Origin of the sequence: Thermoactinomyces sp. CICC 23799 (assembly GCF_016055145.1) — a bacterium.
Taxonomy (GTDB): domain Bacteria; phylum Bacillota; class Bacilli; order Thermoactinomycetales; family Thermoactinomycetaceae; genus Thermoactinomyces; species Thermoactinomyces intermedius.
On the sequence record NZ_JAECVV010000012.1, the window covers coordinates 26,187 to 39,121 of the forward strand.

The 12,935-nt window shown below is 45.5% G+C and carries 14 protein-coding genes; 1 reads left to right on the plus strand and 13 read right to left on the minus strand.

Annotated features, from left to right (window positions below):
• Positions 1 to 17: 17 nt before the first annotated feature.
• Complete coding sequence (locus tag I8U21_RS14065; protein ID WP_131470860.1) at positions 18 to 227, plus strand: hypothetical protein; 210 nt, start codon at positions 18 to 20, stop codon at positions 225 to 227.
• A gap of 66 nt (positions 228 to 293) precedes the next feature.
• On the opposite strand, the gene I8U21_RS14070 is transcribed toward I8U21_RS14065, so the two are convergent.
• The 13 genes from I8U21_RS14070 to I8U21_RS14130 all read right to left on the minus strand — a co-directional run bounded on the left by I8U21_RS14070 (position 294) and on the right by I8U21_RS14130 (position 12,918).
• Positions 294 to 1,025 carry a hypothetical protein gene (locus I8U21_RS14070; RefSeq protein WP_198054145.1) on the minus strand — a complete coding sequence of 244 codons (732 nt, stop codon included), beginning with the start codon at positions 1,023 to 1,025 and terminating at the stop codon, positions 294 to 296.
• Positions 1,026 to 1,167: 142 nt separating this feature from the next.
• The gene (locus I8U21_RS14075) at positions 1,168 to 1,476 is read right to left on the minus strand and encodes a cytochrome C oxidase subunit IV family protein (protein WP_181732809.1); all 309 of its coding nucleotides are present in this window, start codon (positions 1,474 to 1,476) and stop codon (positions 1,168 to 1,170) included.
• A 3-nt stretch (positions 1,477 to 1,479) separates the two neighbouring features.
• Entirely contained in the window at positions 1,480 to 2,094 is a 615-nt protein-coding gene (locus tag I8U21_RS14080; protein ID WP_181732810.1) for a cytochrome (ubi)quinol oxidase subunit III, read from the minus strand.
• The gene (gene ctaD, locus I8U21_RS14085) at positions 2,094 to 3,863 is read right to left on the minus strand and encodes a cytochrome c oxidase subunit I (RefSeq protein ID WP_232334031.1); all 1,770 of its coding nucleotides are present in this window, start codon (positions 3,861 to 3,863) and stop codon (positions 2,094 to 2,096) included. Before ctaD ends, I8U21_RS14080 begins: the two co-directional genes overlap by 1 nt.
• 194 nt (positions 3,864 to 4,057) lie before the next feature.
• Positions 4,058 to 5,011, minus strand: coding sequence for a cytochrome c oxidase subunit II (gene coxB / locus I8U21_RS14090; protein ID WP_181732844.1), 954 nt, complete (start codon positions 5,009 to 5,011; stop codon positions 4,058 to 4,060).
• Between the two features lie 167 nt (positions 5,012 to 5,178).
• Positions 5,179 to 6,129, minus strand: a complete 951-nt coding sequence (gene cyoE, locus I8U21_RS14095) for a heme o synthase (RefSeq protein WP_309544819.1) — start codon at positions 6,127 to 6,129, stop codon at positions 5,179 to 5,181.
• A gap of 427 nt (positions 6,130 to 6,556) precedes the next feature.
• The gene (locus I8U21_RS14100) at positions 6,557 to 6,967 is read right to left on the minus strand and encodes an ATP-binding protein (RefSeq protein ID WP_181732813.1); all 411 of its coding nucleotides are present in this window, start codon (positions 6,965 to 6,967) and stop codon (positions 6,557 to 6,559) included.
• 12 nt (positions 6,968 to 6,979) lie between these two features.
• The gene (locus I8U21_RS14105; RefSeq protein ID WP_181732814.1) at positions 6,980 to 8,761 is read right to left on the minus strand and encodes an ABC transporter ATP-binding protein; all 1,782 of its coding nucleotides are present in this window, start codon (positions 8,759 to 8,761) and stop codon (positions 6,980 to 6,982) included.
• A 166-nt stretch (positions 8,762 to 8,927) separates the two neighbouring features.
• The gene (gene codY / locus I8U21_RS14110; RefSeq protein WP_181732815.1) at positions 8,928 to 9,707 is read right to left on the minus strand and encodes a GTP-sensing pleiotropic transcriptional regulator CodY; all 780 of its coding nucleotides are present in this window, start codon (positions 9,705 to 9,707) and stop codon (positions 8,928 to 8,930) included.
• A 220-nt stretch (positions 9,708 to 9,927) separates the two neighbouring features.
• The gene (gene lepB, locus I8U21_RS14115) at positions 9,928 to 10,452 is read right to left on the minus strand and encodes a signal peptidase I (RefSeq protein ID WP_181732816.1); all 525 of its coding nucleotides are present in this window, start codon (positions 10,450 to 10,452) and stop codon (positions 9,928 to 9,930) included.
• Between the two features lie 269 nt (positions 10,453 to 10,721).
• Positions 10,722 to 10,985 (minus strand): hypothetical protein, encoded by a 264-nt coding sequence (locus tag I8U21_RS14120; protein ID WP_181732817.1) that lies wholly within the window; start codon positions 10,983 to 10,985, stop codon positions 10,722 to 10,724.
• Positions 10,954 to 11,784: a pyrroline-5-carboxylate reductase gene (proC, locus tag I8U21_RS14125; protein ID WP_198054146.1), complete on the minus strand. Its 831-nt coding sequence runs from the start codon at positions 11,782 to 11,784 to the stop codon at positions 10,954 to 10,956. The genes I8U21_RS14120 and proC overlap by 32 nt, the downstream gene beginning before the upstream one ends.
• 690 nt (positions 11,785 to 12,474) lie before the next feature.
• A complete protein-coding gene (locus tag I8U21_RS14130) occupies positions 12,475 to 12,918 on the minus strand; it encodes a GNAT family N-acetyltransferase (protein WP_082240699.1) in 444 nt (147 codons plus the stop codon).
• Between the last annotated feature and the right edge of the window lie 17 nt (positions 12,919 to 12,935).

Below are 12,935 nucleotides of genomic sequence, written 5' to 3' on the forward strand. Positions count from 1 at the left end.
AGGAGAGGATGATTCAGTTGAATTATAAAGATGATTTGCATGGTGAAGACATTCTTTTGCCCGCTAATAAAACGGCTCCTTGTTCAATCTGTGGGAAAGAAGCATACTATGTTGAAATCAGCTTTGAATCCCCCATCTGTTCAAAAGAATGTGCAAAGCAGATGTGGAAAGAATATGTGGACACACAAGTATCCAGGAAATACAAAACGTTCAGTGATTTTTTATGAATAAGCATAAACGATGAAAAAACACCGCATAGTCCAAGCTATCGGTGTTTTTTTAATTTCTGTCCTTCACGGCCGGGTTTCCTGCACATGAAGAGGACCAATATTCATTTTTTTCAAAGGAATCGAATTCTCCAATTCCGCTTTTTGATCCACAAACCGGTATTCCGGCAAGAGTGTTTTTTTCTTTAAATCGACAGGCATCATGATCATGGCTTCCCCGTTGACATCCACCACAGCATAAGGCTTTGGTTCCTCCATGTACACCAGATATTCCTTTTGGTTCATAGCAATCAAATAGCCGCAAGCCCTGGAAATGGAAATCACCAGCACCATGAAAATCAGCCCGGCAATGAACCATTTTCGCTTGGAAACCATCCGGATCAACGCATAGGTAAAAGCAACATACAACACAAAGAAAAACAGAAGCACTTCCACCGAATAATGGAACTCAAAACCCAACCGCAGCCCGAGCATAAATGCCACCGACCCGGGCAAAAAAACAGGTAAAACCCATTTTCCATACCGGGCCACGATCGGGTATTGCAAATAGGCCAAAAGCACAAGCGAAACGATCACAAACGCAAAAATGGAGAGAATGATGGCATTTAACCCCACGCCTGCATAAAGGGCAGGCAATCCAAAGTAAGCCTTGTAACTCACATCGGACAAATAAGCCGAAAAATACCCCAGTCCGGTGACCACCCCGATGGCAATTCCCTCAGACACTTTCATAAACGGAATGGAGTGCAGAAAAGTCTTTGGATTGTTTAGGAGTTGATCTTTTAACAGATTATTCATGTTTCCTCCTGTTTTTTTAAAACGTGATCAATTTAACATAAAATAATTGATTATTAATCTATAATTCTTTTATATCTCCAGAGCCATTATATACAAAAACAAAAGCCTCTTGCTATCCAACAAGAGGCTTTTGCAATGACCTTTACATCAAAAAGATTCCTACAACACAAACGACTGCGAAGAAAATGCCTGCCACAATAAATATCCTGTAGAAAGCCGTTCCTTTTTGATCCAGATGCATAAACGTAAACAGCTGCAGAAACACCTGCAAAGCACCCAGGATCAAAAGAACCGGCAAGACCAGGTGTTCCGGTGCCACATCGGTGGCGACCAGGTAAAAAGCAGCCGCTGTCAACACGATCATCACGGCAAACGAAATGAGATGCTTCGTCACGCGCTCTGATTTATTGGCAGACTGTCCGTTTGAAGACTGACTGACTTGTTGTGCCACCGTTTAGCCCACCTTTCCCAAAAGATAAACCAGGGTAAAGATAAACACCCAAACCACGTCAATAAAGTGCCAATACAAACTGGAAAGGAATAATTTTGGCGCCGTTTCTTTTGTGATCCCACGTTTGGCCGCCTGAATCATCAACCCCGAAATCCAGAAAATCCCAAACGTGACGTGCGCACCATGGGTACCGACCAGGGCATAAAAAGCGGAACCAAAAGCACTGCTCATAAAAGTATGCCCCAAGCTGACATAATGAATGAACTCATCAATTTCCAGCACCAAAAAAGCCAGACCAAGCAGAACCGTGACTCCCAGCCATGCCAGGGTTCCCTTCAAATGACGCTGGTTCATTTTCACCATCGCAAGCACACTGGTCAAACTGCTTGTCAAAAGGATCGCCGTGGTGACCGCAACCAGTTCCAAATCAAATAACTCGTTACTGTCCGGTCCACCCATGTTTTGGCTGCGAAGAGCCAAATAAGAACCAAACAAACAAGCGAACAAGACGGTTTCCGCTCCCAAAAAGAGCCAGAAGCCCAAGACTTTGTTTTTCCCTTCCAGCGTGGCCGTTTCCAGATGTTGAGGTTTTTGGGCCGCTTCCGTTTGGGCTGCCATTATGCCTTAACCCCCTTTTCTTTGTCAATTTCCTCCGGATCGATATGATAGCCATGATCCTGCTCAAAAGAGCGTATAAACATGGCAACGAAGACGACAATGATCCCGATGATCGCCGCACTGAAATCGCCACGGGCAATGAATCCCAAACCGGCTACAAACAAGCCTAATGCCATCAAAAGAGGAATATAGGTCGGGGATGGCATATGAATGGGGCCCAACGGTTCAGCCGGTTGCATTTCTTTGTTTCCGGCCTGCTTTTCAAGCCACCATGCATCATAACCACGCACCAAAGGCGTTTGTTTAAAGTTATATTCCGGAGCCGGCGAAGAAATCGACCATTCCAAAGTCCGTCCATTCCACGGATCTCCCGATGCTTTTTCGCCTTTTTTGAAAGTCAGAACAATATTAAGCGCAAATGCAATTGTACCAATTGCCATGAAGAATGCACCAATGGTACTGATGAAGTTCAAGGTTTCCAACCCGGCCTCTGCTTGGTAAGTAAACACCCGGCGCGGCATACCGTACAGTCCCAAGAAGTGTTGCGGGAAGAAGGTGAGATGGAAACCGATAAAGAAAGTCCAGAAATGAACTTTACCCAATTTTTCGTTTAACAGTTTCCCGAACATTTTCGGCCACCAATAATAGGCACCGGCAAATAATGCAAATACGGTTCCTCCGATTAATACATAGTGGAAGTGTGCCACGACGAAATAGGTATCATGGTATTGGAAGTCCGCAGGCGGCGAAGCCACCATCACCCCGGTCATACCCCCCATCACAAAAGTGGGAATGAACCCGAGGGCAAACAACATGGGGGTTTTAAAGCGGATTTCCCCACCCCACATAGTAAACAACCAGTTGAAGACCTTGATCCCCGTCGGAATCGCAATGGTCATGGTCGCGATCCCGAAAATGGAGTTTGCAACCGGTCCCAGTCCGACGGTAAACATATGGTGAACCCACACCATGAACCCGAGGAAAGAAATCAACACCGTTGCAAAGACCATGGATGTATATCCGAACAGACGCTTTTTCGAGAACGTGCTGATGACCTCGGACATGATTCCAAACGCCGGCAAAATCACGATGTATACTTCCGGATGCCCGAAGATCCAGAACAAGTGTTGCCACAGCACGGCGCTGCCGCCCATCGTGTAATCGAAAAAGTTTGCACCAAACAAGCGGTCAAACATCAACAGCAACAAGCCGACGGTTAATGGCGGCATGGCAAAAATGATCAATGCGGACGTTGCAAACGTCGTCCATGTAAACAGCGGCAATCTCAGGAATGTCATTCCGGGAGCCCGCATGTTGATAATGGTCACCAGGAAGTTGATCCCGCTGAGCAACGTCCCGATCCCGGAAATCTGCAAACCGATCACATAGTAGTCCACACCCGGCCCGGGGCTGTATTCATTCAGGGCCAACCCCACATAGGAGGTCCAACCGGCATCGGGTGCCCCACCAAAAATCCAACTGAGGTTTAAAATGATTCCCCCCGCTGTAAAAAGCCAGAACCCGAGTGAGTTCAAAAACGGAAACGCAACATCACGCGCACCGATTTGAAGCGGAACCACCGCGTTCATCAACCCGAAAATCAAAGGCATCGCAGCAAGGAAAATCATCGTGGTTCCGTGCATGGTTAACACTTGGTTAAAGGTGTCGCCAACAATAAAGTCATTTTGGGGAACAATGAGCTGCAACCGCAGCAACAAGGCTTCAATTCCCCCGATGACAAAGAAAACAATCCCGGAAATAAAATACATAATCCCGATTTTCTTATGGTCCACCGTGGTAAGCCATTCCCAAACTTTGCTCTTCTTTACGAGACTGAGCAAGTTTTTGTTATAGCCTCCCGTAAAGATCGCCCATATGAAAAGAGCAAAGACGATCAATATCAAGAGCGTACCCATGGTGTTCCCTCCTTCTAACGTGATCCGTTACGATACGATGTGAAAAGTTATTTTCTGCTCATCAAATACTCCACAAGCGCTTCCATTTCTTGCGGTTCTAAATAGTCAATTTTCGGCATTCTTGCACCCGGTTTCACCGCGGTCGGGTCTTTCAGCCATTTTTTCAGATTCTCTTCGTCATGCGGCAAAATCCCTGCAATGGTGGAACGTGTTCCAAACTTGGTCAAATCCGGTCCTTTGATGTTTTTGTTGGTTCCGGCATGACAACCCAGACAGTTTTGGTTAAACAATGCTTCCCCTTGTTTTTGCTGAGCGGTTTGAACGGTGGATGGTTGTTTCATTTGTGCCACCCATTTGTTAAAGTCGCTTTCTTCTTGAGCGATCACTTTAAAGTCCATTAAAGCATGGCCCGCTCCACACAATTCTGCACATTTTCCTTGGTAAACACCCGGTTTTTTGGCATCCAGAACCAAAGTGTTCGTACGTCCGGGGACGACGTCCACTTTTCCGCCGAGCGCTGGAATCCAGAAGGAGTGCAGAACGTCTTTCCCTTCAATGATAAAATTCACTTTTTTCCCTACCGGGATATGTAGCTCTTGGGCTGTTTTGATTCCCAGGTCAGGGTACTGAAACTCCCACCAATATTGATACCCCGTCACCTTCACCGTGATGGAGTCTTCTGAAGCTTTTATTTCCGACATGTTAAACGTGTATTTGACTGTCGGAATTGCCAAGATCGTAAGCAAAATGATCGGAATAGCAGTCCAGATGATTTCCAGAACATTGTTTCCGTGAACTTGTTCCGGCATCACATCTTTGCCTTTCCGTTTTCTGTACCGGATCAGCACATAGATATAGATGGTAATAACAACCGCAAAGACGCCCAACATGATGAATAAGGCTAATTTAATCATATCAAGCGACATCTCACCCGATGTCCCTTTCGGTTTCAAAACACTGAAACCGTCTACCCCGGAACATCCAGTGAGCGCCAGAGACATAAGTGCGAATAAACTTAATACTCGCCATGCGCCTTTTCGACTCACCACATTTCCTACCTCGCTTTCTGTAAGGTTGATCCGACCCCGATCAACCGAAGCCGGACCAATTATTTTCACAGTGCATCAGATATATTTATATCAAGCTCATGATAAGCACTGTATCGTATTTATAAAATGCGCATCAAATCACGAATCAAAACATCGATCACCATCGAAAGCAAAATCACCGTCAAGTAAATCAAAGAATAAAAAAACATCTGATTTGCCCACTTGATATCATCTTTTGCAGAAAAGCCGCGGATGGATAAAACGACATAAATCCCACCCAGCACAAGTGACATAATCAGATAAAACCATCCCAAAGTCCCTGTGTAAAACAACAAATAAGAAGAAGGAAGCAAAAGAATCGTAAAGAACAGGGTTTGTTTCTTGGTCTCTTGAAACCCTTTGACGACCGGCAACATCGGAACTCCTGCCTGACGGTACTCTTCCACACGCCGCATCGCAAGGGCAAAAAAGTGAGGAGGTTGCCACATAAACAAAATGAGAAAGAGTGCCCAAGCATTCAAATCGATGGCCGGATTGGCCGCAACCCAACCGATCATCGGCGGAACAGCTCCTGAAATACCTCCAACCACTGTGTTTAAAGTACTGGTTCTTTTTAACCATAAACTATAAATCAAAACATATACCATTACCCCGATAAATGCAACAAATGCAGCTAGAACATTTACACCGACAGCCAATATCATGAGTCCCGAAAGAGTTAATGTCAGACCATACCATAAAGCGGTGGTCGGTTTGATTCTTCCGTCAGCCACCGGGCGGCTCTTGGTACGTTCCATCAACGGGTCAATATCCCGGTCGATAAAATTGTTCAACGTGCAACTGCCTGCAATCGTAAGTGCAGTTCCGAGCAAAGTCAGGATCAAAATTAACGGATTCAAATCCGTCAATCCCGCCGCTACCAAATATCCTGCAAACGTGGCAATCAAATTACTCTTATTAATCCCCGGTTTCGTAATTTCTATATAATCACGCCAGGAGGCCTTATTTTTCGACTCCACAGAATCTAACATCTGCTCAGATGCGGTTTGCTCGGACACAGTATGATTCACCCGTACAAACCTCCTTTCTACCAAGAAACCATCTTCAACAGGAAATGACTGTTGAAGAAAGAAAGCGATATAATTTAACATAATACAAACAAAGAAAAAAACACAAATTCCTTGACCTGCTCTTTTGTTCTCTTTCTCAGGCGTATTGCAAAAAAAGAGCTACTTTTTGCCTAATTACCATCATCATTTTAGATGATAGAACCCCTTCGTGCAAGAGCAGGAAATAAGCACTGCCGTGCGCTTAAACGGTTTCCTTCATTTTTATTATTGCCCCCGCTGCCCTTTTTTCTGCAAAAACCTTTTCACTCATTAGTCTAATCGATTGTTCCAAACGGAAGATGACATATTTGTGAACATTTTTTCGGCCGGCAACGGCAACGGATGCCAATTGCCGGCTTAACCAAAAAAAGGTTTTTTAATGGGTGAATTATGAAATAATGGGTTTGTTTTTCAGCCATTTGACCGCTTCCAGGCAAGTACCGGATTCAACCGGAATTTGCCTTAACTCATCCATCAGCATATACACATGCTGAAGGCCGGAAGTTTCCCCGGCTTGCCGGGCTTTTCCTTTTGCCAATTCTTCCAGGTTGTTTAATCCCGGCCCTTTGTCCCGGACTTGAATCTTCAACCCCTTGCGTCCTCCTTCATCCTTTACCGGGGAAATGGTCAAAATTCCCTTGTCGGCATATTGCACCACATTTTGGGCCAGTTCCGACATGGACTGGACAATCCGCGATTGTTCCAGTTCGTCAAAACCGATTTCCTTTGCCATTTCCCTCACTTCACTCCGTATGTGGACAATATCCTCTTCTGCATGGATCTCAAATCTTTTCCGCATGTTTCCCCTCCATCACGTGGTAAGCTTCCGGTCCGCTTCCGCCGATGTCCTGTGGTCGAAGTTTTGCACCCGGTAAAGCTCGGCATATTTGCCGTTTCGGCGCATCAATTCATCATGGGTGCCGTGTTCGATCAAACGGCCATGGTCAATGACAAAAATCTGGTCGGCATGGGTAATCGTCGACAAACGGTGGGCAACGATCAAAGTGGTGCGGTCTTTGGCCAAACGCTCCAAAGATTCCTGGATCAAGTGCTCCGTTTGCAAATCCAGCGCCGAGGTTGCCTCATCCAAAATCAGAATGGACGGGTTTTTCAAAAAGACACGGGCAAGCGCAACCCGCTGCCTTTGTCCCCCCGACAATTTAATGCCCCGTTCGCCGATTTCGGTATCGTACCCTTGGGGAAGCTCCAGGATAAAGTCATGGGCATTGGCCGCTTTGGCCGCCTCGACAATTTCATCAAAGGATGCGTCCACTTTTCCCAGCCGGATATTTTCGCTGACCGTCCCGCTGAACAAGATGTTTTCCTGCAAAACCATCCCGATGTGTTTCCGCAAACTCTTTAAAGTAAAAGAGCGGACGTCACGGCCATCGATGCGGATTTGCCCCTGAGTGACATCATAGAAGCGCGGAATCAGGGAAATAAAAGATGATTTTCCTCCGCCGCTTGGCCCCACCAATGCAACGGTTTGTCCCGGAGCGATTTTCAGATCAATGTCTTTCAACACATCATCCTGTTTATCGTGATAACGGAAACTGACATGGTCAAAGATAATTTCCCCTTTAACCTGTTCAACATTTTCAGCATCCGGCAGATCGGTGATGTCATAAGGCTCATCCACAAACTCAAACACCCGGTCCATCGATGCAAAAGCCTGGGTCAGGGTGGTTGAAGAGTTCACCAAGCGCCGGATCGGGTTGTAAATCAATCCCATATATCCGTAAAAAGCCGTCATTTCACCAATGGTCAGCCGGCCTTGAACCACCAGGTAACCGGACACGCCGATCACCAGAATGGGGGCCAGATCGGTAATGGTATTAATGGCTGCAAACGTTTTGGCCACCCATCGGGTTTGGTTGAGGGCTTTGTCCAAGAAATGCCGGTTTCGCTGTTCAAACTGTTTCTGTTCGTGATTTTCCAAATGGAACGCACGGATGACCGAAATGCCTTGGACCCGCTCATGCAAATGCCCTTGCAATTCAGCCAAAGCCTGTGAACGCTCTTTGGTGGTTCTTCGCATATTTTGGAAAAAGTACTTGACGGAGACGGCATACAACGGAAAGACTGACAAAGAAATCAGTGTCATCCACGGATCCAGCCAAAGCATGAAACCGACGGCAATGAACAGGGTGGATAAATCCAACCAGATATTCATCATACCGGTAATCACAAATTCTTTGGTTTGTTCCACATCGTGAATGACCCGGGAAATGATTTGCCCCACTTTGTTATTTTGATAATACCGCAAGGATAATTTTTGAATATGATCAAAAAGTTTGTTGCGTATGTCAAATAATACTTTGCTTGCAGTCCATTGGGCAAAGTATTGCCGGAAATATTCCACCGGAATCCGGATCACCGTAAACACAAACAGGGCCGCCAACATCACCCACATCAATTTTTGTATTTTATCCTGAACCGGCAACGATGACAAAAGCAAATCATCCACCACATATTTCAAAAGCAGCGGAAGAAGCAACGGAATCCCGAACTTCACGATCCCGATGATCATCGTCAGAGTGATTTCTTTCCAATATGGCTTGACAAATTGAAGATATCGCTTCATGCTACCCATTTCTTTCAACCCCTGTAAGTTAAGAACTGAATTCTATTATAACAGGGTACAAGAATCGGATCATCAAAAGGGAAGACCACCCCTTCCCTTTTTCACAGACAACCGTGGCAAAAACATACATGACAAAAACACCGGCCCCTTGAACAAGGGACCGGTGTTTTATCCATCAGTGACGGGCTTTTTCCAAAGCCGGCAACAATTTCGGATTGAGGATTTTGATGTAGGTTCCTTTCATTCCCAAGGAACGGGATTCCACAACCCCGGCACTTTCCAGTTTACGCAAAGCATTGACGATGACGGAACGCGTGATTCCCACGCGGTCGGCAATTTTGCTTGCGACCAGGAGCCCTTCCATGCCATCCAATTCGTTGAAAATGTGTTCAGCCGCTTCCAACTCGCTGAAGGACAGGGAGTTGATAGCCAGCTGTACAACCGCACGGCTCCGTGCTTCCTCTTCGACTTGGCCGGCACGTTCACGCAAAATCTCCATTCCCACGACGGTTGCCCCGTACTCTGCCAAGATCAGATCGTCTTCTTCAAATTTGTTATTCAGACGGGACAATACCAATGTTCCCAAGTGGTCACCGCCGCCGATGATCGGAACAATTGTGGTGTACCCGTTTTTGAACATCTCTTTCATTTCGGTCGGATAAGCCGTATACGGGCTGTCCACATCCACGTTCGTCATGGATTTGTCAACTTCCATGAGCAATTTCGCATATTCCGGCGGGAACTCACGGGTTTTCAAATACTGATTCATCCGTTCATTCTCGACGTCATGGTTGATCGCCATTCCCAACAGTTTTCCTTCAGGCCCGACGACATAGATGTTGGCGCCGATAATGTCACAAAGCGCTTCTGCAACCTCATCAAAATCCACCAGGTTGTGACCTGCATTTCTTTGCAAAATTTTGGAAATGCGTCGTGTTTTGTTTAATAGATCCATATCCATAACCTCCAAGTTCATTTTCTTTGATTCTTGTATGTTTATGGGCCGTCCTTTTGACCGTCCAAAAGACGAGTTATTTTTAACGGGATTGAATTTCGGGGAAAATCAGTAAAAGTAAACACTTACCTATTATGCGACATTTAAGCAATTACGCAATTTCATTTCTGTGAACAATTTTCGACTTTTATACCTATTCCAAATTGTTTCCTTTATGGCTTTAAAGGGAAGAACCGGACAAAGACCGCCATAAGATCCGTTCCACTTTGCCGTTGATCAATTCGCAGGGAACAAAACCCACGCTTTCATAACGGCTGTCTTTGCTGGCATACCGATGCCGGTTATCCCCCATGACGAATACGGTCCCCGGCTTTACCCGGACGGGTCCGAAATCCCCGTCTTCAATCTTGGTGTCAATGTACTTTTCAACCATTTTCTCCCCGTTCAGGTATAAATATCCATTTTTTGCTTCAATGATGTCCCCTCCGACACCCACCACCCTTTTCACCAAATAACGTCCGGGATTGGATGGATCTTCAAACGTGACAATATCTCCCCGTTTCGGCTCATTCCACAAGAATGTAAATTTGTTCACAAGGAGATAGTCCCCGTCATGGAGTGTCGGTTTCATGGATGTCCCGTTTACAACGGATAATGCAATCCCGTAATGGTTGACCGCCCAGGAAAACAAGATTGCATAGATGAGCACAAATACCCATTTATACAATCGTTTCACCAAGTCCATGTTCATTCACTCCATCATCTACCTCCCAATTCATGCAAGGTACCGATGATACCGGGAGGAAGCAGACACGGAGCAAAAGGTTTCCGACGACACGGTGAAGGCAAAGCATAAATCTTTTTAAAAAAGAAACCTATTGCCAAACCAAGGAATTTTCACTCACATCATCTTTTTCTACCACTTTTCCCCTGTCAGTTGCAAGTATAAAACCATCATTTGTTAACAAAATGACGTTTTTTTGGCAAATACCCCCAAACCCATCCGCGGTTTTATCATCCGCTCCTCCATGGCATCACGGCCTTTTTTGGCTTTTTTTCAGTCCTCTCAGTGAAGTTTCTAGTCTTTTTATTTCCAAAAATAACACAAAATAAAACACCTAAAACTCTGAATTTAATTTTTTTCTGTAATAAAGAAAAATCCCTTACTAAATCAACTTCAGGCAAAAACCGGCCGCCGGCATGAAAAAGAGCCCATGACCCCGCCTTTTCATGGACTCTCAACATTTCAAAAAGAAGCATGTTGTTTGCCCAATTCACCGGCTCGTTTCGCCGCCTTCAGCACGGCCGCTTTCACCGCTTCGTCAAAACGATAGTCCCTTAATGCCTGCAAACCGGCCATGGTGGTGCCTCCGGGAGACGTAACTTCTTCACACAACTGCCGGGCATCTTTTCCACTTTCCATGAGCATATGTGCCGCTCCCAGCAAAGTTTGAACTGTTAACATCCGGGCGGTTTCCGGATCCAAACCGGCTGATACCCCGGCAGACTCCATGGCTTCCGTCAGGGTGTAGATATAAGCCGGACCACTCCCCGACAGGCCTGTCACGGCATCCATCAAAGCTTCCTCCACCGTGACCACCAAACCGATGGTGGAAAAAATCTCTCTTGTGATCTCAACCGCTTCCCGGGTCGCCCGGCTTCCCTTGCTCATCGCCGTGGCCGATCGTCCCACCCGGCATGAGGTGTTTGGCATCACCCGCATCACCGAAACCCGATTTTGTATATAATTTTCAATGAATTCCGTGGTGATTCCCGCCACCACAGAAATCAAAATTTGTCCGTCCTGTAAACGCTCTCCCCATTTTCTCAGCACCCCGGCCGCATCTTTGGGTTTTACCGCAAGAATCACAATCTCTGCCCCGGTCACATTTTCTTCGTTTTGTCTCTCCCCATCAAGCCCGTATTTTTGGCATATTTCTTTGATGCGCGCACGGTTTTGCCGGTTTACCATGCTCACTTGGTGCGGTTTCACCTTCTTCTCTGTGATCAGCCCTTCCAAAATTGCTTCCGCCATGGATCCGGCGCCGATAAACCCGATGGTCTTTTGTTCAAGCATCAAAAATCCCTCCTCTTTCTTTCAAAATAAAAAACCTCTTTTCGCCTAAAGGACGAAAGAGGTTTGTCTTCCGCGGTACCACCTTTGTTGGCACATCCATTGTGCCCGGCTTTTTATCTGTAACGGGAAAACCCGGATTGATTCATCATCATCCGCATCCAAGGGTGGGTTCAAACAGACAACACCGGCAAAGCCTCTCAACCGCGGGCTTTACTCTCTGTACGGCTTGCCATGTTTTACTGGCCCTCGTCATCGCGTTTTCAACATATATCGGTTATACGAACGTTTTATTCTCACTGATCATGAAATTCTGCTAACTATTATGAATCATTGCGATCGGGATGTCAACCGGAGATCACGGTCCGGGTCCCCATCCCTTCAACCGTTTTCAGGCTTGCAGAAAAAGAAAGCAAAAAAACAAATGCATTCATTTAATTGCATTTAATAATTTTTTGATCAATCATTAAAATTTACATAAAAGAAAGAAAACAAAAAAGACGGTTCATCTTTTCAATAGAGAGGAACAGGCAAAAAAATAAACCGTTCAAATAATTTTAATTTGAAAGCGCATTCAAAGTGTAGTAATCTTAACTTAAAACAGATATCCTTAAATAGGCTTGGGGTCCAAAAAAGGATTTGGACACAAAAAAATCTCTGCCTTTCGGCAGAAACTCAAAGCATAAAAATGTGTTATGAAACGGTTTGACGCCTTTGAAAGACAGAATACAACTCTTTTTCCAAGCGAGTGGAGCAACTATTGGTATAGCCGAGATGTTGATAAAATGGGAGCAGTTTTTTCGTTCCTTCATCGACTGTGATCCAAATCCTTTTGACTCCTTTTTTCCAAAAACGGTGTTCCAACTCACGGACCAACATGGTGCCAATTTTTCTCTTTTGATGGTCAGGATGAACAGCCAGACAATAAAAAAAGCCCGTTTGTTGATCAATCGTACCAACAATCGCACCAACCACTGTTCCTTCTTCTTCAGCCACGATCACCAGATCCCGGTCCAAGCTGATTTGTTCCGCCAACACTTGCAACGTTTCTTTTTCCTGCTCGCGAGAAGCTGTCATTTGCCAAATGTTTGATACATCATGTACATCTGACAATCGAAAAGAACGTAAGCGTATCATTTTTTCCCCCCGCTTCA

Bases quoted from the DNA above. Each gene is read 5' to 3' on its own strand.
- I8U21_RS14080 (WP_181732810.1), bottom strand. From the start codon at position 2,094: ATGGCAGCCCAAACGGAAGCGGCCCAAAAACCTCAACATCTGGAAACG.
- proC (WP_198054146.1), bottom strand. From the start codon at position 11,784: ATGCTTGAACAAAAGACCATCGGGTTTATCGGCGCCGGATCCATGGCG.
- I8U21_RS14070 (WP_198054145.1), bottom strand. From the start codon at position 1,025: ATGAATAATCTGTTAAAAGATCAACTCCTAAACAATCCAAAGACTTTT.
- I8U21_RS14100 (WP_181732813.1), bottom strand. From the start codon at position 6,967: ATGCGGAAAAGATTTGAGATCCATGCAGAAGAGGATATTGTCCACATA.
- coxB (WP_181732844.1), bottom strand. From the start codon at position 5,011: ATGTCTCTGGCGCTCACTGGATGTTCCGGGGTAGACGGTTTCAGTGTT.
- ctaD (WP_232334031.1), bottom strand. From the start codon at position 3,863: ATGTATTTTATTTCCGGGATTGTTTTCTTTGTCATCGGGGGAATTGAA.
- I8U21_RS14130 (WP_082240699.1), bottom strand. From the start codon at position 12,918: ATGATACGCTTACGTTCTTTTCGATTGTCAGATGTACATGATGTATCA.
- lepB (WP_181732816.1), bottom strand. From the start codon at position 10,452: ATGGACTTGGTGAAACGATTGTATAAATGGGTATTTGTGCTCATCTAT.
- I8U21_RS14105 (WP_181732814.1), bottom strand. From the start codon at position 8,761: ATGGGTAGCATGAAGCGATATCTTCAATTTGTCAAGCCATATTGGAAA.
- codY (WP_181732815.1), bottom strand. From the start codon at position 9,707: ATGGATCTATTAAACAAAACACGACGCATTTCCAAAATTTTGCAAAGA.